This is a genomic window from Streptomyces atratus (assembly GCF_900119365.1).
Lineage (GTDB): Bacteria > Actinomycetota > Actinomycetes > Streptomycetales > Streptomycetaceae > Streptomyces > Streptomyces atratus_B.
The window spans coordinates 17,310-38,156 of sequence record NZ_FPJO01000034.1 but is presented as its reverse complement, the minus strand read 5'-3'; the positions used below and the strand labels follow the sequence as shown (position 1 = coordinate 38,156).

Sequence of the window (20,847 nt, the reverse complement as noted above, 5' to 3'; positions counted from 1 at the left end):
TGGGATCTACGGTTTTTTCCATGACCCGATCCGTTCAGGCATTGGCCTACTCACGCCCGTCCGCCCTGGATTCCTCGCAGAGGGGGCAGCTCCTCGGCCTGGAGACCTCCGGCGGTCTCACACCGCGGGGTATTGAGTCGCATCCCCGGTTCTTCTCCGGCCTTCTCACCTCGCCGAGGATCGCCGCCCGAGGTCTGCTGGCCGTGGCGGACGTGGCGTCCGCGCGTTACTACCGTACGGCTCCGCCTTCGTCCCTCGACCCGGTGGTGACGGGCAATGGCGACCGGTTGCGCTTCGAGTCGTTCTCCGGCTGCTGCGGGGTGTACGCACGCCTCGATGTGCTCCAGGAGGGTCTGGACGGTGCGCGTACGGACCACGGCACCACGAATGTGGATGTCAACAATCCGCTGCGGGAGGCGCTCTCGCGGATGGCGGGCGACGATCCGCTGCACCTGCGGGTCGGCCCGGACGAGCTGGCGGTCACCACGCTGGACGGTCCGGTCGTGGAGAAGAAGGTGCCCCTGCCCGACCGTTGGCTGCGTGGCTTCGCCGAGGCGCAGGTGGTGTCCGCGGGTTTCGATCTGCGGGCCGAGCTGTCGACGGCCGAGGCCGTCCGGTTCCTGCGTTCGCTGCCGCGTTCGTCCGGGAATGCCTCACGGGGCGCCCAGTGGGTGATCCCGGCGGGGAAGACTCTCCGTCCGACGACGCGTCCGGTGGCGGGTGCGGTGTGTCTGCCGGGTCCCGAGCGGCTGGTGGCGCTGCAGCGGGTGCTGCGCCATGCCACCTCGCTGCGGGTGTACGGGCCGGTGGCCGACGGGGCGGCGAGTGCCAGCGCATGGGAGGTGGTACTGCCGGGGATGCGCCTCACCCTGACGCTCTCGCCCGAGGCCTCGCGCGGCTTCTCCGGCGAGGGTGGTGTGCTCGACGCGCTGGCCACCGACGATGCCGCGGCCGACGCCGAGCTGGTGTCCGTGCTGCTGGCCTGGGAGCCCCGGATCGACCTCGCCGATCTGGCGGAGCAGTCGGGTCTCACGGTGGAGCGGGTACGGGCGGCGCTCACCCGGCTGGGGACGGCGGGCCGGGTCGGTTACGACCTCGCCGACGCCTCGTACTTCCACCGCGAGCTGCCGTACGACGCCGACCGGGCCGAGCGGCACAATCCGCGTCTGGTGGCGGCCCGGCAGCTGGCCGCTTCGGGTGCGGTCGTGCTCGACGGAGACACGGCTGCCGTGGCCTCGGGAGAACGCCGCTATCAAGTGAGGGAGGGGGACGGAATGCTCAGCTGTACCTGTCAGTGGTGGGCGGACTACCGCGGGAGGCGGGGTCCGTGCAAGCACGCCCTTGCCGTCCGCATGGTCCGTCGCGGTGCTCCGGTTGCCGGGGGTGCGGCATGAAGGAGCTGATCACCGCCGTCCGGGAGGCGCGCACCAGGGACGTCCCCGCCCTGCTGTCCGAGCTGGACCGGACGGAACGCAGGTCGGCGCTGGCGGAGCTGAAGGCGCTGCGCAAGGAGGCGCGGAGCTGGCCCTGGGAGAAGCAGGACAGGCTCCGCAAGGCCCTGCTGGTTGCGGGCGCCGGCTGTCACACGGGAGCCGCGGGCTGCGCCGCCTGGATCGGCGGCCGGGATCTGCAGGTCTGGTCACGGCCTCCCTACTCGATGCTTCTCGATGTCCTCTCGAACCGTGACCGCGAGTGGCTCGGTGACGTCGCGCACCGGCTGGCGGACCGTCCCGCGACGGCGGAGACCCTCTATGAGCTGATCACCAGGCTGGTGAAGGCCTCGCAGTGCGCCGTGCCCACCACGGACGGCTTCGTACGGGGCTGGGCCGACACGCTCTCGGCCTCTCAGTGGCAGCAGAACAGACGACCGCTGGCCGACGCCCTCCGGACGGACCCGTATCTCACCGTTCTCGTGCCGCGGCTCTTCGAGGTCGCGGAACTGCCCTCGTCGACGCTCTGGTTCGACGAACCGGACGACCCGAGCCGATGGCATGTGGCGCTCGCCCTGCTCGCGGACGAGGGTCTGCTGGAGCGGGCTTCGCTCGTCGACGCCTGCGCGGCCCGGCTGATCCGTGGCGGAAAGCCCGGCGAGCTGCGGTTCTTCCTCGCCCTGTTGCGTCAGCTCGTGCTCACCCGCGAGGAGGAGGCGGAGCGGGTGGCGGACTGGACCGCCATGGCGGCGGACGGGATCTCCACCGTGGCCGGTCACGCCCAGGAAGTGCTCGCCCGGCTGGACGAGCACGGCGAACTCTCCGTGCGGTCCCTGGTGGATGTCTCGGGTTCTCTGCTGTTCCGCCCGGAGAAGAAGCTCGTCCGTGCCCAACTGGTGCTGATCGGCAAGAAACTGCGCCGCGATCCATCGGCGGCCGGGGAACTCCTGCCCGTCGTCGCCGAGACCTTCGGACACGCCGACATCGACATCCAGGAGCGGGCCCTCAAGCTCGTCGCACGCCACCTGCCCACGGTCGACGCGGCGGTGCGGGAGGAAACCGCCCTGTCCACGTCGCTGTTGGGTCCGGCGCTCCGTACCGCGGCGGCCGAGGTGTTCGGTGACTTGATGGACGGCCCGTCGGCGGTTGAGCCGTACATGGAACTCCTGCCCTGCGCCCCCGTCCCGCGACGTGTCGAACCGGCGCCTGCGACGCTGCCCGAGCTCGTCGAGGAGCTGGTGGTCCTGGCGAGAACGGCGTCACGGGATGCCACCGCTTTCGAGCGGGCGCTGGACGGGCTGGTCCGCCATGCCCGCACCGACCGGCCCGCGTTGACCGAGGCGTTGCAGGACGCCCTGGCCGGCAGTTGGTGGCTCGTCGACGAATCGCAGTCGAGGGTCGAGCAGCGGCTCCGCTCGGAGGCGGGAATCACCCTGGTCCTGGCGGTGCTGCTCGGCCGGGTGCCGATGCAGGCGGTACAGGAGGGGCGTGCGGCCTGGGCCGGCAGCAGTGTCTGTGTCCATGCGGCGCTCAAGGGAGTGATGAAGGCCCGGCTGTGGGAAGCCGCCGACGCCGTCCTGACCGGCAGCGCACCATTCCTGCTGGCGCTGCCGACCTGGCAGACCGGCTCGATCGACCCTGCCGTCCTGGTCGAGCGGCTGCGCACGTATCAGCAGCTCGGAGTCCGGCCCGGGGAGGCCGACTTCGCGCAGGCCCTGCTGCGTGCGCGGCGGGGCGGTCAGGAGGCCGCAGCGGCGGCCGGGGCAGCCGCCGGGCTCGGCACCCCGGAGGGCGACCGGCTGGCCGCCTGGCTGCGGATCGACCGGCCACTCGCGACCGTCCACCGGTTCGACCTGGACAGACAGGAGTCCACCGCCCGTGGCTGGGTGGAGCGGCAGCCGGCCGGCTGGACCCGGCGCGCCCTGATGGCGAGCGAGGAGAACCCGCTCATCCAGCAGGAGTTCCCGCGCTCCTTCCACTGGCTGGGCAGCGCGCACACCCCGCGTCATCGCACCTGCGACCACTGGAACGACCACTCCGACTCCTGGATCGCCACGCTGCCCGAGGACGGCGAGACCCTGGCCGCATGGCTGCTGCCGGCCATCGCGACGTGTGTCACCGATGAGATGAAGGATGTGGCGCAGCCGCTTCTCGGCCTTGTCGAACTGGACGGTCCGGCCGCCGAGGCCATCCATCTGGCCGTGGGGTACGCACTGGGTGCCCGGTATCCGGAGGACCGGCTGTCGGGGGTGGACGCCCTGCTGACGCTCGCGGCCCAGCAGCGGCTGGACGCGACACTGCTCGGCGAGCAGCTGGCGATCCTCCTCGGTCACAGGCTGGTGAAGCTCAACCGCCTCGCGGACTCCGCCCGTACCGCGGCCGCCACGGGCGCGTACCGGACGGTGCTTGCCGTGCTGACCCCCGTTCTGCCGGGGCTCCTGGCCGACAAGAAGGCGACGGCGCGGGGGCTGAGCGACCTGCTCTCCGTCGCCGCCGAGTGCGCGGAGCACTGCGGTGCGGTGGGTGGTGCCGAGCCGATACCCGGGCTCGCCGAAGCCGCCGCGCGCGGCGGATCGTCGCAGCTGGTACGTCAGGCCGCACGCTTGAAAGCCGCCTGGGAGCAGGGCTCGGGACGGGCGTGACGACCTACCTCGGCCAGGCATACCAAATTGACCGAAAGCGAGAGATAAGGGACTAGATCCATACTTAACCCATCAGTCACAGAGCGTTCGTGACCAGGCAACAACGCTCGGTCAGAGTGAATCCATGACTGATGTGACATCCGCGAAGACTGCCCGCCGCTCCCACCACTGGCGGCGGGACGTGACGGAGCTGGCCGCGCTGTTCACCGCGGTCGCTGTGGCCGATGCCATCGCGAACCTGATCGGGCACCAGCCGGACGGGCCGTACCTGCTGATCGCCTCGGCCGTCGCTCTGGCGGTGACGGCCGGGTTCCACACCTGGTGGGCACGGCGGCACAGCCACGCCCCGCCGCCGACCCGCACCGGCCCGCTCACCGAGGGCGACGGCGACAGCGACCACGCAGACTCGGCCCCGTCCCAGGTGCAGGCCCCGGCCGCCGAGGACACGGTGCTGTGGCGGATGCGGACCACGGTGCGGGACGCCCCCGGCAGCCTGGCGGTGCTGTGCGGCGCCCTCGCCCGGCTCCGGGTCGACATCCTCACCCTGCAGACGCACCCGCTGGCGCAAGGCACGGTCGACGAGTTCCTGCTGCGCGCACCCGCCTCGCTCCCGGCCCAGCAGCTGAGCCGGGCGATCTCGGCCGCCGGGGGCGGTTCGACCTGGATCGAGCGGGCCGACACGCACGATCTGGTCGACGCCCCGACGCGCGTCCTCGGCCTCGCCACCCGCACCGCCCTCGACGCGGCCGAACTCCCCCTCGCCCTGCGCCAGCTGCTCGGCCGTTGCACCATCCACTCACTGCCCGCCGTCTCGGTCACCGGCCGCGAGACCGGTGAGACCGCCCCCGTCGAAGGAGTGCTGGAAGAGACGGCGATGCGGCTGCGCGACCCGTCCGGGGGCGCCATCACGATCGAACGGCCCTATCTTCCGTTCACACCGACCGAGTTCGCCCGGGCCCGTGCCCTGGTCGAGCTCGACGCCCGGCTCGGCCCCCGCGTCCCGCGCAGCGAGCACGTGCTCACGCTGCCCGAGGGCAACGAGATCACGGTACGCCGCGCGGACCAGGGCGACCTCCGCGCAGCGCGTGCGATGCACGACCGCTGCTCCGAGCAGACGCTGCGGCTGCGGTACCACGGGCCGGTCCACGACGCCGACCGCTACCTGGACCACCTGCTGAGTCCCCGTTTCGGCCGCACACTCGCCGTGCAGACGGCCTCGGGCGGACTGGTCGCACTCGGCCACCTCCTCTGGGACGGCGACGAGACCGAGGTCGCCCTCCTCGTCGAGGACGACTGGCAGCGTCGCGGCATCGGCTCGGAGCTCCTCGGCCGCCTGGTGGCACTCGCCATCGAGGCGGGCTGCGAGAACGTCTACGCCGTCACCCAGTCGTCCAACACCGGCATGGTCGCGGCCATGCGTGCGCTGTCCCTGCCGCTGGACTACCAGATCGAGGAGGGCACCCTGGTCATCACCGCCCGGCTGGACGCGACGCCGGTCCGCTCACTGCCCCCGTACGAGCAGGCCGGCCGCTGACTCCCCGGAGGCGGAGGATTCCCGTCCGGCCTCCTGCGAGCTCAGCGCCTGGCACAGATCGGCCCACAGGTCCTCGACGTCCTCCAGGCCGACCGACATGCGCAGCAGCCGGTCCCCGACGCCGGAGGACCGCCGGTCTCCCTCGTCCACGATGCGGTGGCTGATGGAGGCCGGATGCTGGATCAGGGTGTCCACGCTGCCGAGGCTCACCGCGGGCGTGATGAGCCGCACGGACGAGATCAGCCGGTGCGGATCCCCGTACACCTCGAAGGACACCATCGCTCCGCCCACCTTCGGGTAGTGGACCCTGGCGATGCGCGGATCGGCGGTCAGTCTGCGGGACAGTTCGACGGCGCTCGCGGACGCCGCCCGCACCCGTACCGGAAGCGTGGCCAGGCCGCGCAGCAGCAGATATCCGGCCATCGGGTGCAGCACCCCGCCGGTGGCGAAACGTACCTGCCGCAGGCGGGCCGCGAACTCCTCGTCGCAGGCGACGACCCCGCCCATCACGTCGCCGTGCCCGCCGAGGTACTTGGTGGCACTGTGCAGCACGATCCGGGCACCGTGTTCGACGGGCCGCTGGAGCACCGGGGTGGCGAAGGTGTTGTCGACGAGCAGCGGCACGGAGCCGCAGGCGTGCGCGACGGCACGGATGTCGACCTCGGCGAGTGTCGGGTTGGCGGGCGTCTCCACCATCACCAGACCGGTGTCCGGACGGATCGCTTCCGCGATGCCCGCCGGATCGGTCCAGGTCACCTCCGTGCCCAGCAGCCCGGCGCCGAGCAGATGGTCGCTGCAGCCGTAGAGCGGCCGGACGGCAACCACATGGCGCAGTCCCATGCTCGCGCGGACCAGCAGCACGGCGGTGAGCGCCGCCATTCCGCTGGCGAACGACACGGCACTCTCGGTCCCTTCGAGCCGGGCGAGGGCGGTCTCGAACCGGGCCGTCGTCGGGTTGTCCAGCCGCGAGTAGACCGGCGGCCCTTCGAGCCTGGCGCCTGTGGCGGCGAAGGTGTCGATCCGCTCCGCCTCACCCCTGGAGTCGTACGAGGGGTAGGTGGTGGACAGATCGATCGGCGGGGCGTGCAGTCCGAGGGCCGCGAGGTCGTCGCGGCCCGCGTGCACGGCTTCGGTGGCCAGCGCCCTGGACCGGGTTGTCGTCGAGGGCGTCATCGAGGATTCGGTGTCCATGTCATCACTCTGAACAAGCATCGGATCCATGGGGCCATCTCCCGTGCTACGTTCGACAGATGGCCGAATCTGTCGCTCTTGATCCGGTGGATCTGCACATTCTGCGGCTGTTGCAGAACGATGCCCGGACCACCTACCGCGAGCTGGCCGCCGAAGTCGGCGTCGCACCGTCCACCTGTCTGGACCGGGTCACCAGGCTGCGCCGGTCAGGCGTCATTCTCGGCCACCAGCTGCGGCTGGACCCGGCCCGGCTCGGCCGGGGCCTGGAGGCGCTGCTCTCCGTCCAGGTCCGGCCGCACCGCAGAGAGCTCATCGGACCGTTCGTCGAACGCATCAGGACGCTGCCGGAGTCCCGCGCGCTGTTCCATCTGACCGGCCCGGACGACTATCTGGTGCATGTCGCGGTCACGGGCACGGCCGATCTGCAACGCCTGGTACTGGACGAATTCACCTCGCGCCGCGAAGTGGCCCGGGTCGAGACCAGGCTGATATTCCAGCAGTGGGAGTGCGGTCCGCTGCTGCCGCCGCCCGCAGAATCGGCGGAGTCAGGCCACTGAGGCCGAATGATGATGACGCGGAGGCCTCCGCCGTACAAGGATGTCCGCATGTCACACACTTCCAGCAGCGCGCTGCCCCGCCGGGTCGCCGACGCCTACGTCGACGCATTCATCGAACTCGACCCGATCGCCGGCACCTATCTCGGTGTCGCGGAGAGCTCGCGCCGCCTTCCCGACTTCTCCCCCGCCGGCCAGGAAGCTCTTGCCGAGCTGGCCCGCACCACCCTGGCGAAGCTCGATGCCGCCGAACAACTGCCCGGCGCGGACAGCGATGCCGAGCGCCGCTGCGGCCGGCTTCTGCGCGAGCGCCTCATGGCCGAACTCGCCGTTCACGAGGCCGACGAGGGACTGCGCAAGGTCTCCAATCTGTTCTCCCCGGCGCACAGCGTCCGCGAGGTGTTCACGGTGACACCGACCGAGACCGACGAGGACTGGGCGGCGATCGTGGACCGGCTTCGCGCGGTTCCCGCCTCGCTGGAGGGCTACCGCGAGTCCCTCGCACTCGGTCTGGAGCGCAAGCTGTACGGCGGTCCGCGCGCCACCACCACCTTCGTCGGCCAGCTCGACGAGTGGGCGGGCGACAGCGGTCCGGGCTTCTTCCAGGAGTTCGTCGCCGCCGGACCCGCGGGGCTGCGTGCCGATCTGGACGAGGGCGCCCGGCTGGCCACGGAGGCGGTCGTGTCGCTCCGGGACTGGATGCGCGAGGTGTACACCCCCGCGATCGAGGGCGCCCCGGACACGGTGGGCCGCGAGCGGTACGCCCGCTGGTCGCGCTACTTCAACGGCACCGACCTGGACCTCGACGAGGCGTACGCGTACGGCTGGTCCGAGTACCACCGGCTGCTCGCCGAGATGAAGACCGAGGCCGAGAAGGTGCTGCCCGGCGCCGGCCCCTGGGAGGCGCTGGCCCACCTCGATGTGCACGGCAAGCACATCGAGGGGGTCGACGAGGTCCAGGCCTGGCTGCAGAACCTGATGGACGAGGCGATCGAGGCGCTCGACGGCACGCACTTCGAACTCGCCGAGCGCGTACGTAAGGTGGAGTCCCGCATCGCCCCGCCCGGCGGCGCCGCGGCCCCGTACTACACGGGCCCCTCCGAGGACTTCTCGCGCCCCGGCCGGACCTGGCTGCCCACGATGGGCGAGACCCGCTTCCCGGTGTACGACCTGGTGTCCACCTGGTACCACGAGGGCGTGCCGGGCCACCACCTCCAGATCGCCCAGTGGACGCATGTCGCCGACAGCCTGTCCCGCTACCAGGCGTCGATCGGCGGTGTCAGCGCCAATGCCGAGGGCTGGGCGCTGTACGCGGAGCGGCTCATGGACGAGCTGGGCTTCCTGCCGGACGCGGAGCGCCGCCTCGGCTATCTGGACGCGCAGATGATGCGGGCCTGCCGGGTGATCGTGGACATCGGCATGCACGCGGAGATGGAGATCCCGGCGGACTCCCCGTTCCACCCCGGCGAGCGGTGGACGCCCGCGCTGGCCCAGGAGTTCTTCGGCAACCACAGCGGCCGTCCCGCCGACTTCGTGGAGAGCGAACTGACCCGCTACCTCTCGATGCCGGGACAGGCCATCGGCTACAAGCTGGGCGAGCGGGCCTGGCTGCTGGGCCGGGAGAACGCCCGCAAGGCGCACGGTGACGCGTTCGACGCCAAGGCCTGGCACATGGCCGCGCTGTCGCAGGGTCCGCTCGGACTCGACGATCTCGTCGACGAGCTGTCCAAGCTCTGACGCATTCCCTCGGCGGCCGGGCTCGGTCCACACCATGAGCCCGGCCGCCGATCGCCGCTGCGGCCCGGACGGCGTCGGGGCGGTCAGCAGCCGCAGTCCTCGGCGTCGACCGGCGCGGTGAGCGGGTCGGCGTCGCGCCGCTCGTGCCCTTCCCCGGTCTCGTACTCGAAGCCCTCGCGCACCCAGTACTCGAAGCCGCCGAGCATCTCCTTGACCTGGTAGCCGAGTCGGGCGAGGGCGAGAGCGGCACGGGTGGCACCGTTGCAGCCGGGGCCCCAGCAGTAAGTGACCACCGGAACCGCCGGGTCCAGAAGGTTCCGGGCCTGCCCGGCGATGAGCGCGGTCGGCAGGTGGACCGCGCCGGGGATGTGTCCCTGGTTCCAGGACTGGGTGGAGCGCGAGTCCAGCAGCACGAAGCCCGGATCGCCCTCGGCCGCGAACGCGGCGGCGACATCGGAGACGTCCGCGTGGAAGGCGAGCGAGGCTCCGAAGTAGGCGGCGGCCGCTTCCGGGGAGGCCGGCGGGACGCGGAGGACGGGGTGGCCAGCGGTGGCGGTGTGCTGCGATGTCATGTCCGGAAATCTACGGCCGGTGATCCGTCGCCCGGAAGATGAGATCCCCGGCACAGCGCTTGATCCGCCATCGATTTCCCTGTTGTCTCCAGGTATGACCGACTATTCCCCGGACGCCACCGACTGGCGCATTCTCGATGTCCTGCAACGCGAGGGGCGTGCGTCGTTCGCCGAGCTGGCGCGTGCGGTGGCGATGTCCCCGAGCGCCGTGACCGAGCGGGTGCGCAGGCTGGAGGAGGCCGGGGTGATCAGCGGTTACGCCGCCGTGATCGACCCGGAACGACTCGGGCTGCCGATCCTCGCCCTCGTACGGCTGCGTTACCCGAACGGCCATTACAAGCCGTTCCACGATCTGCTCGACACGACTCCGGAGATCGTGGAGGCCCACCATGTCACCGGTGACGACTGCTTCGTGCTGAAGGTCACCGCCCGCTCGATGAGGCACCTGGAGGAGGTCTCGGGCAGGATCGGCGCCCTCGGTTCGGTGACCACGAGCGTCGTCTGCTCCTCGCCGCTCCCCCGCCGCGCCATCAGCCGCTGACCTCGCGGGCGGCGCGGTGCCGTACCGCCGAACCCTGCCGCTCCTTCACCACTTCGAGCTGTGCGGGGATGCGGCGGCGCAGGTCGCCGACGTGGCTGACGATACCGACGCTGCGGTCCCGCTCGCGCAACGAGTCCAGTACGTCGAGCACCTCGTCGAGGGTCTGGTCGTCCAGACTGCCGAAGCCCTCGTCGATGAAGAGGGTGTCCAGCCGGACACCGCCCGCTTCGTCGGTGACGACATCGGCGAGGCCGAGTGCGAGGGCGAGCGAGGCGAAGAACGTCTCGCCGCCCGAGAGCGTCGCCGTGTCGCGCTCGCGGCCGGTCCAGGCGTCGACGACATGCAGCCCGAGGCCCGATCTGCGGCCTCCGGTGCGAGCGTCGGAGTGGACCAGTGTGTAGCGGCCGGACGACATGCGCTGGAGCCGGGCTGTGGCCGCGGCGGCGACCTGTTCGAGCCGGGCGGCGAGCACGTACGACTCCAGCCGCATCTTGCGTTCGTTGTCCGCGGAGGTGCCCGCGGTCAGTCCGGCCAGCCGCGCGACCCGGTCGTACTCCTCGCGCAGCGGGCCGAGTCGGCGTACCTCGTCCGCTGCGCCGCGCGAGAGCCGGCCGAGTTCGGCACAGCGTCCACGCGCGGCGGAGTGCGCTGCGGAGGCGTCCCGCAGCAGGCGCTCGGCCGTGTCGTACGCGGCCTGCGCGGCCCCCACCGCGGCCTGCGGGCGGTCGGCGGCAGCCCGGGTCCCCGTCTCCGCCAGGCGATCGGCCACCGCCGCCGCCTCGGACTGCCAGGCGTCGACGAGCCGCTGGAGTTCGCGCTGCGCGGCGTCGTCGAGGAGGGTCTCGGCGGCGGCCTGCGGGGTGTCGAACCCGGCCCGGAACGCGGCGTCCGCGAGCCGGTCGTCGGCCTCCTTGCGGCGCTGCCCGGCCGTCTCCTCGGCCCGTACCGCCTCGGCGGCCTCGGCGAGCAGGGCGACCCGGCGTTCCAGCAGCGCCGCATGTTCGGCCACGCTGTCGAAGTCGCCGCGCGCGGTCGCCAGCTCGGCTTCCAGCGCCGCCTGTTCACGGTCCAGGCCCTCACGCAGGGAGGTGCGAGCGGCGGCCCGGCGTTCGGCGAGCTGCCGGCCGTCGAGGCGTTCGGCCTGTTCCCGCTCGGCGGCTGCGAGGGCCTCGCGCGCGGCGTGCATGCCCGCCGCGCTGCGATGGGCCTCGGCGTGCATTCCCGTCAACCGGTCGACGAGCGCGCCGAGTTCGGCGACGGTGGGGTCTGCGTCGGGCCCGGTGCCGACGGCCCCTTCCCCGTCCCTCGGCTGCGGCACCGCCGACTGCGCGGCGGCTCGGGCCGCCGCGTGCTGCTCGTGTACGACTCCGAGCTCCCGGTCCGCCCGGGTACGCGCCTCCTCGGCGCGGCGGTGGGCGTCGAGGGCCCGGTCCTCGGCGGCCTTGTCGACATGTCCGTCGGCCGCACGGGCCGGCTTGGGGTGGTCGGGCGAGCCGCAGACCTTGCAGTCCTCGCCGTCCACCAGCTCCGCCGCCAGTTCCGCCGCGATGTCACGCAGCCGTCGTTCGCGGAGCTCCAGCCACGACTCATGGGCCGTGGCGGCGTGTTCCCGGGCCGTGGCCAGCCGCTCCGTGGCGGCCGACACCTGGGCGGCGAGCGCGTCGCGGCGGCGGGCCGCGTCCAGCCGCGCGCGGGCGGGCTCCAGCCGGCCGGCGAGCTGCTCGGCGCGGGTGGCGGCCTCCTGGGCCGCCTCGATGCGTGCCCGCAGGCCGTCGCGGATGGAGTCCCAGCCGGCCAGCCAGGCTTCCGCTTCGCGGATCAGCTCGTCGTCGGCCCTGGCCTGGCGCTCCAGCCCGGCCCGCTCGGTGCCGATCCGGGCGCTGCGCTGCTCGGCACGCTTCGCGGCGTCGAGCCCGCCGAGCTCCTGGCGGAGGCGCCGCTCCAGCTCCGCGAGCTGTTCGGCACCGGCGTCGGCGAGGGTGCCGGGCAGCACGGCGCGGGCGCGGTCACGGGTCTGGCAGGCTGTGCGGTACGCGCGTTCGACCGCCTCGCGCAGGTCCAGCGCGGGCGCGACGAGGTCCGCCTTGCGGGCCCGTGCGAGGCGTTCGTGGTGCCGGTCGCGGTCGGGGCGGCGGGCTTCGAGTGCGGCGGCGCGGCGCCGCGTCTCCTCGTAGCGCTGCTGGAGTGCGGCGAGTTCGCGTTCGCTGTCGAGGGCCAGACGGGCGGCAGACTGCCGGGCTTCGGACATGGCGAGGACACAGGCGGCGATGTCGAGCCGTTCGCGGGCGCCGCTGCGGGCCGTCGCGGCCCACTCCAGCACGCTCTCGGCGAGCCCCGGATCGCCGGGCTGGAGGTCGGGGAGCGGCGATTCGCGTGCGGCGGGTCCGGCGGCCTGGGCGATCCGCTGGGCTGCCGCGAGGACGCGTTCGTCCCCGGCCCTGACCCTGGTTTCGGCGGTACGGCGCAGCTCGGCCAGGCGCTCCTCGACGGCGGCGAAGCGGTGGGTGTCGAAGAGCCTGCCGAGGAGTCTGCCGCGGGCCTCGGCGTCGGCGCGCAGGAAGCGTGCGAAGTCGCCCTGCGGCAGGAGCACCACCTGGCAGAACTGTTCCCGGCTCATCCCGATGAGCTGGGTGATCTCCTCGCCGATCTCCTGGTGCGAGCGGCTGAGCGCCCGCCAGCCGTCCTCGGGGTCGTACTCGCGCAGCCGGCTCTGGGCCTTCTCCGTCGTGAAGCCGGTGCCCTTCTTCTTGGGGCGGGGCTGGGCGGGGCTCCGGGTGATTTCGAGGCGCCGGCCGCCGACGGTCAGTTCCAGTGCGACCTCGGTGGCGAGGTCCGCCGGGGCGTGGTCGCTGCGCAGGGAGGTGCCGGGGCTCTGGCGGGCGCCGGGCACCGCGCCGTAGAGGCCGTAGCAGACCGCGTCGAGGACCGAGGTCTTCCCGGCGCCGGTGGGCCCGTGCAGCAGGAAGAGCCCGGCCGAGGAGAGGGCGTCGAAGTCGATCTCCTGGGTGGTGCCGAACGGCCCGAAGGCGGTGACGGTGAGGCGGTGGAGTCTCAACGGTTCACCTCGCGAACGCCGTCGTCCACCCGGACGTGCTCGAAGGCGCCGCGCAGCACCGTTCGCTCCTGTTCGTCGGCTGCGGAGCCGCCACGCACATGTGCCACGAAGTCCTCGGCGATCTGCTGGTCGTCGCGCCCCTTGAGGCGCTGTGCGTAGGAGGCGAGCGGGTCGTCGGGGGCCCGGTCGGGTTCGAATACGAGACTGAGTGCGTGCGGGAAGCGCTCCAGGAGCCGGGCCATCGGCTCGGCCGGGCGCACCGGGTCGGTGAGGGTGGCCTCGATCCAGGACTCCTGGTGCCGCTCCAGTGCGGGGTCCTCGACGAGCTCGTCGAGGCGGCCGCGGAGCCTGGCGAGGGGGCGGGGCACCGGGCAGTCGAGGCGTTCGGCGGTGACCGTGCCCGAGGCGTCGAGGTCGATCAGCCACATCGTCTTGCGGTGGCTGGCCTCGGAGAAGGAGTACGCGAGCGGCGAGCCGGAGTAGCGGACGCGGTCGGTGACGCTCTGGCAGCCGTGCAGATGGCCGAGCGCCACGTAGTCGACGCCGTCGAAGACTCCGGCGGGCACGGCGGCCACCCCGCCGACGGTGATGTCGCGCTCGCTGTCGCTGGGCTCGCCGCCCGCGACGAAGGCGTGGGCGAGCACCACGGACCGGGTGCTGTCCGGGCGGCCCGCCAGGTCCGCGCGTACCCGTTCCATGGCCGCCGTCAGCACCGCTTCGTGCCCGGCACGCTCCGCCTTGAAGACGTCCTTCACCAGGGCCGGTTCCAGGTAGGGCAGCCCGTAGAAGGCCACGTCGCCGTGTGCGTCCCGCAGGACGACGGGGGTGGCGCAGCCAGCGGGGTCGGTGCGCAGATGGATTCCGGCCCGCCCGATCAGTCCCGCGCCGACGCCCAGTCTGCGTGCCGAGTCGTGGTTCCCGGAGATCATCACGGTGGGCACGCCGACGGCGGCGAGCCGGTGCAGTGCGTCGTCGAAGAGCTCGACGGCGGACAGTGGCGGAACGGCCCGGTCGTACACATCACCCGCGACGAGGACCGCGTCCACCTCGTGCTCGCGCACTGTGGCCACCAGGTGGTCCAGGTAGGCGGCCTGGGCTTCGAGCAGGGGGACCCGGTGGAACGAGCGCCCCAGGTGCCAGTCCGATGTGTGCAGAATTCTCAAGACCCGGCTCCGCCCCGCATCGTTCTCTTCCTCCGCCCCGAGTGGTGAGCCCCACTTTTCTCACCCTTCACAGTCTCGCATCACCGTCGGCCACGTCCGGGCCTTCGCCGTCGCGACCGTTGTCCGGTGCGGCCGATCGGTGGCGGCGCGCCCCTGGAGACCACGTGGTGGCACGGAGATCCGGTCAGGCGTCCCCGTACGCCTCGCCGCCCAGCTCCAGCTCGGCCTCGCCGGCCGTCGCGTCGGCCAGCCAGCCGCGGAAGGACTCGACGTCGGCGTCCGGCAGTCCGATCTCGATGACGACGGCCTCCGCGTAGCGGACCTCGCGGACGGTGCGGCCGGTGGCCCTGAGGTCGTTCTCCAGCTTGCCGGCACGCTGGTGGCCGACGGTGATCGTGGCGAGGCGGAAGCGCCGGCGGGTGACGGTGCCGAGTTCGTCGAGGGCCTCGCCGACCACTCCCCCGTAGGCCCTGATCAGTCCGCCGGCGCCGAGCTTGACGCCGCCGTAGTAGCGGGTGACGACGGCGACGACGTAGCGCATCTCACGTCGCGTCAGCATCTGCAGCATGGGTACGCCCGCGGTGCCGCCGGGTTCCCCGTCGTCGCTCGCCTTCTGTACGGAGGCGTCGGCGCCGATCACGTAGGCGAAGCAGTTGTGGGTGGCGGTCGGGTGTTCCCTGCGGACGCGTGCGACGAAGTCCTGCGCCTCCTCCTCGGTGACGGCGGGGGCGAGCGCGCAGATGAAGCGCGACCGGTTGATCTCGGTCTCGTGCACGCCCGCTCGGGCGACTGTCCGGTACTGCTCCTGCATCCGGACAGCCTATGCCCCGTACGGGAATGGTCCGGGGCCGCCGTCCGTTGACCGGATCATGTACGCAGACGAAGAGACGATCCACCGGATTCTCCGGGACAGCGGCGACACCTGGGCCGTGGTGGGCCTGTCCGACAACCGGTCGCGCGCGGCCTACGGCGTCGCCGAGGTGCTTCAGCGCTTCGGCAAGCGGGTGGTCCCGGTGCATCCGAAGGCGGAGCGGGTGCACGGCGAGGACGGCTACGCCTCGCTGGCCGACGTACCGTTCCCGGTCGATGTCGTGGACGTCTTCGTCAAAAGTGAGCTGGCGGGCGCGGTGGCCGACGAGGCGGTCGCGGCGGGGGCCAGGGCCGTCTGGTTCCAGCTCGGAGTGGTCGACACGGAGGCCTACGGCCGCACGCGTGCGGCGGGGCTGGACATGGTCATGGACCGGTGCCCCGCCATCGAGATCCCGGCACTGAAGCGCTGAGGGCTGTCCCGTAATCCCTGGTGGATCAGCGTGCGGCGTCAGACGCGGCGCATCGCAAGGCGGAGGGACGCCCGAATACTGGATGTATTCGGGCGTTCCGACAACGCGGCGAGGTGCCGCGGCTGTCGTCGCGCGCCCGCCAGGGATTACGGGACAGCCTTTAGGAACTCACCGGGCGCACCCGCGTCCCTCGTCCGAATGTGCGTGGTGTCGCGCCCGGCGTCCGGCTGGGAGAATGGCGGGCTGTGACCACTACGACTGCGCCGTCCGTCACCCACAGCCGGAGCGGGCTGGCCGGGCAGCTGGCCGAGCTCGGCGTGGAGGCCGGCGGTGTCCTCCTGGTGCATGCCTCGATGCGCGCGGTGGGCCCGGTGAGCGGCGGGGTCCTCGCCATGGCCGGTGCGTTGCGGGACGCCCTCGGGGCACAGGGCACGCTCGTCGTGCCTGCGTTCACCCCGGAGAACTCCGATACCTCTCCGCACTACCTCGACCGGGTGCGTGGCCTCGACGACCGGGCCCGGGAGGCGGTGCGGGCGAGCATGCCGCCCTTCGACCCGGCGACCTCGGCCGCACCGTCGATGGGCAGCCTCGCGGAGGCGGTGCGGCTCGGTGACGGGGCGGCGCGCAGCGACCATCCGCAGACGTCCTTCGCCGCGCTCGGCCCGCTGGCCCGGAACCTGCTGTCGGGCCACCGCCCCGACTGTCACCTCGGCGAGGACTCGCCCTTGGCCCGCCTCTACGACCTGCGCGCCCAGGTTCTCCTGCTGGGCACCGGATTCGACACCTGCTCCGCGTTCCACCTCGGCGAGTACCGGGTACCCGCCCCGCCCCGCCGGAGCTACCGCTGCGTGGTGACGGCCGGGAGCCGCCGCCAGTGGTGGGAGTACGAGGACGTCGCCCTGGACGACAGCGACTTCGCGGCCCTGGGCGCGGACTTCGCCGGTGCGCACGACGCCGCGGCCGTGCGCACCGGCCCGGTCGGCTCGTCGACGAGCCGCCTCTTCCGCATCACCGACGCCGTCGACCACGCCACGCGCTGGCTGACCTCCCACCGGGCCGTGCCGCCGGCGCGGGCCCTCTGCCACTCGCCGGGCTGAGAGCGCCGGCAATCGGCGGTCGCCGTCTCAGCTCCTGGCGCCGAGCCCCTCGACGATCACCGCGCCCGGCAGCGCCGCCAGCGCCTTGCCCGGGACGATCAGCTTGCCCCGGCGGCTGCCGCTGCCGATCAGGACCCAGTCCTCGTCGACGACCGCGGGATCGATCAGCAGAGGCCATGCGGAGGGCAGGCCGATGGGGGTGATGCCGCCGTACTCCATGCCGGTCTCGCCGACCGCCGTTTCCATCGGGGCGAAGGAAGCCTTGCGGGCGCCCAGTTGCTTGCGGACCGCACCGTTCACGTCGACGCGGGAGTGGGACAGGACGAGGCAGGCCGCCAGCGTCACCTCGCCGCCGCGCTTGCCCGCCACCACGACGCAGTTGGCCGACCGGTCGAGCAGCTCCGCGCCGTGGTGCTCGACGAAGACCGCGGTGTCGGCGATGGCCGGGTCCGTGTCGACGTGAATGATCTGCTCGGCGGGGAAGCCGCCCCAGCCCGCGGACACGGCCGCTGCGACGGGCGCGGTGAGCAGGTCGAGGCGGTCGGCCGCGGGACCGGCGTCGTCGAAGGAGCCGATGGGAGCGCGCATGCGCACCACGCTAACAGCGCCCCGGGCCCCTCGGCCGGCCGTCTCACCGTACGGGCGGGATGGAGACGGCCATGGTGACTTCGGCCGGCTCGGAGCCGTCGTTGCGGTAGGCGTGCGGGTGATGCGCCTCGAACGAGGCGGAGCCACCGGCCGGTACGGCGTACGAGGTGTTGTCGACGACCAGGGTGAGCTCGCCCGCGGTGACATGGAGCAGTTCGACGGTGCCCTCGGGGTGCGGATCGGAGGTGCTGCTGTCGCCGGGCATCAGGCGCCAGGTCCAGAGTTCGAGCGGCCCCCTCGCCTCCGTACCGACGTGCAGGGTTGTGGAGCTGCCCGCTTCGGTGGACCACATGCGCACCGCCTGGCTCTCGGGCACCAGTCGGACCGGTGAGCCCTGCTCGTAGTCGAGCAGCGTGGTGATGCTGACACCCAGCGCGTCGGCGAGCTTGACCGTGGTGCCGACGCTCGGGTTGGTGCGGGCCTGTTCGATCTGGATGATCATGCCGCGGCTGACCCCGGCACGGGCGGCGAGCACATCCAGGGTGAAGCCGCGTTCCCCTCGCCAACGCTTGAGATTGCGTGCCAGCGACTGAGTGAGCTGATCGAGGTCAGACACATTCCGTCCAATATTCTGGATGACAGGGTCGAAAATACTGCACTACGGTGTGGTGCACCCCACCGTTCACCGCACTGTACTGCGAGGCATGCGACGACAGCACTGTTCGCACTGGCCACCAGTCTGCTCTGGGGACTGGCCGACTTCGGCGGTGGACTGCTCCCGCAGCTGCGCGGGGCGCCGGGCGGTGCTGCTGACCCTGGTGGCCGCGTTCGGCTTCGGTTCGGTGATGTCCCTGATGGCGGAGGCGTCCACGACAGTGACCGGGCTGTTCCTGGCGCTCTTCGTCCAGCGCCTCACCAATTTCGTGGTGGCGGTGCGGCCCTGTACGCGTCGGTGCGGCGTGGGGCCCGGGCACTGCCCGGAGAAGGCGGATCCGGCGCAGTGCCGGCCGCGCTGCCCGCCCTGGCGCTCATCGGGCTCGCGGATGTCGCGGCCAACGGCACCTACTCGGTCGCCGCACAGCACGGGCCGGTCACGGTGGCCGCCGTACTCGCCTCGCGCTACCCGGTGGTCACGGCACTGGCCGCACGCGACGTACTGAAGGAACGGCTGCGCGGGGTGCAGGCCGCCGGGGCCGGTCTCGCCCTGGTGGGCACGGTGCTGCTCGCGACCGGATGAGGCCGGGTCAGCCGGCGGACGGGCCCGCCGGCTCGTCCGGCTCCGCCAGGGCCAGCAGCTGCTCGGGGGTGACGCCCGCAGGAATCGGCACCGGCGCGGGGGTGCGCAGCGGCGGCTGCCAGCCCTTCTCGGCGTCCCAGCTGCGTACGACGCGGGCGGGGGCACCGGCCACCACCGCGTGGTCGGGCACCTCGCCCCGTACCACCGCCCCCGCGGCGACCACCACGTTGCGGCCGAGTGTGGCCCCCGGGAGGATCACCGCCCCGGTGCCGATCCAGCAGCCCGGCCCGATGGCGACCGGCTCCATGCGGGGCCACTGCCGACCGACCGGCTCGTGCGGATCGTCGTAACTGTGGTTCGTCGACGTGATGTAGACGTACGGCCCGCAGTAGGTGTCGGAGCCGATGGTCACCGTGGTGTCGGCGACCACATGGCTGCCGCGGCCGAGCACCACCCCGTCCCCCAGGGTCAGGATCGGATCGGGACCGAGGTCCAGGTCGGGCATGAGTCCGGCCGTCAGCGTGACCTGCTCACCGATCACACAGTGCGAGCCGAGCTCGATCCACGGCTCCCCGAAGACCGTGCCCTGCGGGAAGGCCAGCCGGGTGCCCGCGCCGATCCGGCGGAAGCGCAGCGCGCCCGGGCGGTCCGCGGTGACCGCGCCCGTCTCCTGCACCCAGCGCCAGCCGCGGTGGACGGCCCGGGACAGGGCGCGCCGCCGCCAGGCGGCAAGGGAAGAGAACGCGTTCCTGTTCGTCGGCACTCGCTCACGGTAGTCGGCGGCGCTCGGACCGATCACCGCGGCGACCTGTGATGTTCACCCCACTCGGCCGCGGCCCACCGGCCGTCGCATACGGTCTCTCCTGCGCGATCGGCTTCTCCTACGCGATCGACGCGATCGATCAGCCGCGGTCGGCTGCCGGGACCGGACAACCCCGGCCGCAGGACACCTGAGCACGGAGGAACGGGCGATGGCAGAGCAGGCGTTGATCACGGCAATGGGCGGCAAGGAGCCGGACATCGACGCGGAGGCCTTCACAGCACCGACCTCCGTCGTCATCGGTGAGATCACGATGGCCGCGGGCTCCAGCGTCTGGTACCACGCCGTGCTGCGCGCCGACTGCGGCCCGATCGTCATCGGGGCCGACAGCAACATCCAGGACAACTGCAGCGTCCATGTCGACCCCGGCTTCCCCGTCACGGTCGGCGAGCGCGTCTCGGTCGGGCACAACGCCGTGCTCCACGGCTGCACCATCGAGGACGATGTCCTCGTCGGCATGGGGTCCACCGTCCTCAACGGTGCCCGCATCGGCGCCGGTTCACTGATCGCGGCGCAGGCACTGGTCCCGCAGGGAATGCAGGTGCCCCCGGGTTCACTGGTCGCCGGTGTCCCCGCCAAGGTCAAGCGGCAGCTGACCGAGGAGGAGCTCGAAGGCATCAAGTTCAACGCGGTGGGCTACATGGAGCTGGCCAAGGCACACCGTCAGGCCCACGAGGGCTGAGCGAAGAGGGCCGGGAGCGGGCGCCCGGCGGCCTGCCGGGTCCGCTGCGCCCGCACCGTACGGGTCGCCTCCGGTCAGTCCGCGGCCGGTACCGTCGCCGAGGTGGCCGACATCCGCTCCGCCGCCTTCTTGGCCCGGTTCTTCACGATCAGCATCGAGGTGATGCCGATCAGCACCGCCGCCACGAGGCCGAGATAGGAGAACCGCTTGAGCCAGGCCTCGGCGACGACTCCCACCGAGTAGATGACGGCCGTGGTGCCGCCCGCCCAGACGATGCCGCCGAGCACATTGGCGATCAGGAACTTCCAGTACGGCATGTGCAGTACGCCCGCCAGCGGACCGGCGAAGATCCTCAGCAGCGCCACGAAGCGGCCGAAGAACACCGCCCACATGCCCCACTTCTGGAACGAGCGCTCCGCCATCGCGATCTGGACCTTGCCGAAGTGCTTGGGGAACTTCCCGCCCATCCGGGCCAGCAGCGGCCGTCCGCCCTTGCGGCCGATGGCGTATCCGATCGAGTCGCCGAGGATCGCGCCGGCCGAGGCGCAGGCGCCGAGGATCCACGGGTTGATGCCGTCGTGCCCGGCGGCCAGGAGTGCCGCGCTGACCAGGACGATCTCGCCCGGCAGCGGAATGCCGAGGCTCTCCAGTCCGATGACCACGCCCACCAGGGCGTAGACGCTGACCGCGGGGATGGTCTCCAGCCATTCCTGGATGTGCAACG

The 20,847-nt window shown here is 72.1% G+C and carries 18 protein-coding genes and 1 pseudogene; 10 read left to right on the top strand and 9 right to left on the bottom strand.

Annotated elements, in window-relative coordinates:
• Window positions 1–20 precede the first annotated feature (20 nt).
• From BT364_RS34020 to BT364_RS34010, 3 genes are all read left to right on the top strand, one after another.
• Window positions 21–1,394 (top strand): SWIM zinc finger family protein, encoded by a 1,374-nt coding sequence (locus BT364_RS34020; RefSeq protein WP_072489059.1) that lies wholly within the window; start codon window positions 21–23, stop codon window positions 1,392–1,394.
• Window positions 1,391–4,072, top strand: coding sequence for a DUF7824 domain-containing protein (locus tag BT364_RS34015; RefSeq protein ID WP_072489058.1), 2,682 nt, complete (start codon window positions 1,391–1,393; stop codon window positions 4,070–4,072). The genes BT364_RS34020 and BT364_RS34015 overlap by 4 nt, the downstream gene beginning before the upstream one ends.
• Window positions 4,073–4,196: 124 nt before the next feature.
• Window positions 4,197–5,606, top strand: a complete 1,410-nt coding sequence (locus tag BT364_RS34010) for a GNAT family N-acetyltransferase (protein ID WP_256260344.1) — start codon at window positions 4,197–4,199, stop codon at window positions 5,604–5,606.
• Here the strand turns inward: BT364_RS34010 and BT364_RS34005 are convergent.
• Complete coding sequence (locus BT364_RS34005; protein WP_107408379.1) at window positions 5,574–6,797, bottom strand: trans-sulfuration enzyme family protein; 1,224 nt, start codon at window positions 6,795–6,797, stop codon at window positions 5,574–5,576. The genes BT364_RS34010 and BT364_RS34005 overlap by 33 nt on opposite strands.
• Window positions 6,798–6,856: 59 nt before the next feature.
• Between BT364_RS34005 and BT364_RS34000 the strand changes: the two genes are divergently transcribed.
• On the top strand, window positions 6,857–7,354 hold the full coding sequence (locus BT364_RS34000; protein WP_072489056.1) for an Lrp/AsnC family transcriptional regulator: 498 nt from the start codon (window positions 6,857–6,859) through the stop codon (window positions 7,352–7,354).
• Between the two features lie 48 nt (window positions 7,355–7,402).
• Complete coding sequence (locus BT364_RS33995) at window positions 7,403–9,088, top strand: DUF885 domain-containing protein (protein ID WP_072489055.1); 1,686 nt, start codon at window positions 7,403–7,405, stop codon at window positions 9,086–9,088.
• Between the two features lie 83 nt (window positions 9,089–9,171).
• On the opposite strand, the gene BT364_RS33990 is transcribed toward BT364_RS33995, so the two are convergent.
• The gene (locus BT364_RS33990; RefSeq protein ID WP_072489054.1) at window positions 9,172–9,660 is read right to left on the bottom strand and encodes a rhodanese-like domain-containing protein; all 489 of its coding nucleotides are present in this window, start codon (window positions 9,658–9,660) and stop codon (window positions 9,172–9,174) included.
• A 94-nt stretch (window positions 9,661–9,754) separates the two neighbouring features.
• On the opposite strand from BT364_RS33990, the gene BT364_RS33985 reads away from it, so the two are divergent.
• A complete protein-coding gene (locus tag BT364_RS33985; RefSeq protein ID WP_072489053.1) occupies window positions 9,755–10,201 on the top strand; it encodes an Lrp/AsnC family transcriptional regulator in 447 nt (148 codons plus the stop codon).
• Here BT364_RS33985 and BT364_RS33980 read toward each other — a convergent pair.
• The 3 genes from BT364_RS33980 to BT364_RS33970 all read right to left on the bottom strand — a co-directional run bounded on the left by BT364_RS33980 (window position 10,191) and on the right by BT364_RS33970 (window position 15,230).
• Window positions 10,191–13,256 (bottom strand): AAA family ATPase, encoded by a 3,066-nt coding sequence (locus tag BT364_RS33980; protein ID WP_072489052.1) that lies wholly within the window; start codon window positions 13,254–13,256, stop codon window positions 10,191–10,193. The two genes, BT364_RS33985 and BT364_RS33980, sit on opposite strands and share 11 nt — an antisense overlap.
• Complete coding sequence (locus tag BT364_RS33975) at window positions 13,253–14,419, bottom strand: exonuclease SbcCD subunit D (protein ID WP_072489051.1); 1,167 nt, start codon at window positions 14,417–14,419, stop codon at window positions 13,253–13,255. Before BT364_RS33975 ends, BT364_RS33980 begins: the two co-directional genes overlap by 4 nt.
• A 184-nt stretch (window positions 14,420–14,603) precedes the next feature.
• Entirely contained in the window at window positions 14,604–15,230 is a 627-nt protein-coding gene (locus BT364_RS33970; RefSeq protein WP_072489050.1) for a YigZ family protein, read from the bottom strand.
• 58 nt (window positions 15,231–15,288) lie between these two features.
• Between BT364_RS33970 and BT364_RS33965 the strand changes: the two genes are divergently transcribed.
• A complete protein-coding gene (locus BT364_RS33965) occupies window positions 15,289–15,699 on the top strand; it encodes a CoA-binding protein (RefSeq protein ID WP_072489049.1) in 411 nt (136 codons plus the stop codon).
• A 245-nt stretch (window positions 15,700–15,944) separates the two neighbouring features.
• Entirely contained in the window at window positions 15,945–16,796 is an 852-nt protein-coding gene (locus BT364_RS33960; protein WP_371268678.1) for an AAC(3) family N-acetyltransferase, read from the top strand.
• 27 nt (window positions 16,797–16,823) lie between these two features.
• Here BT364_RS33960 and BT364_RS33955 read toward each other — a convergent pair whose 3' ends face one another.
• Both BT364_RS33955 and BT364_RS33950 read right to left on the bottom strand, forming a co-directional pair.
• Entirely contained in the window at window positions 16,824–17,384 is a 561-nt protein-coding gene (locus BT364_RS33955; RefSeq protein ID WP_072489048.1) for a YbaK/EbsC family protein, read from the bottom strand.
• A gap of 43 nt (window positions 17,385–17,427) precedes the next feature.
• A complete protein-coding gene (locus BT364_RS33950; RefSeq protein ID WP_072489047.1) occupies window positions 17,428–18,000 on the bottom strand; it encodes a helix-turn-helix domain-containing protein in 573 nt (190 codons plus the stop codon).
• 178 nt (window positions 18,001–18,178) lie between these two features.
• On the opposite strand from BT364_RS33950, the pseudogene BT364_RS33945 reads away from it, so the two are divergent.
• Window positions 18,179–18,621, top strand: a pseudogene (locus BT364_RS33945) (EamA family transporter); the annotation flags it as partial.
• Between the two features lie 7 nt (window positions 18,622–18,628).
• Here the strand turns inward: BT364_RS33945 and BT364_RS33940 are convergent.
• Window positions 18,629–19,384 (bottom strand): acyltransferase, encoded by a 756-nt coding sequence (locus BT364_RS33940; RefSeq protein ID WP_072489082.1) that lies wholly within the window; start codon window positions 19,382–19,384, stop codon window positions 18,629–18,631.
• A 208-nt stretch (window positions 19,385–19,592) separates the two neighbouring features.
• On the opposite strand from BT364_RS33940, the gene BT364_RS33935 reads away from it, so the two are divergent.
• Entirely contained in the window at window positions 19,593–20,123 is a 531-nt protein-coding gene (locus tag BT364_RS33935) for a gamma carbonic anhydrase family protein (RefSeq protein ID WP_072489046.1), read from the top strand.
• A gap of 74 nt (window positions 20,124–20,197) precedes the next feature.
• On the opposite strand, the gene BT364_RS33930 is transcribed toward BT364_RS33935, so the two are convergent.
• On the bottom strand, window positions 20,198–20,845 hold the full coding sequence (locus tag BT364_RS33930; protein ID WP_072489045.1) for a DedA family protein: 648 nt from the start codon (window positions 20,843–20,845) through the stop codon (window positions 20,198–20,200).
• Between the last annotated feature and the right edge of the window lie 2 nt (window positions 20,846–20,847).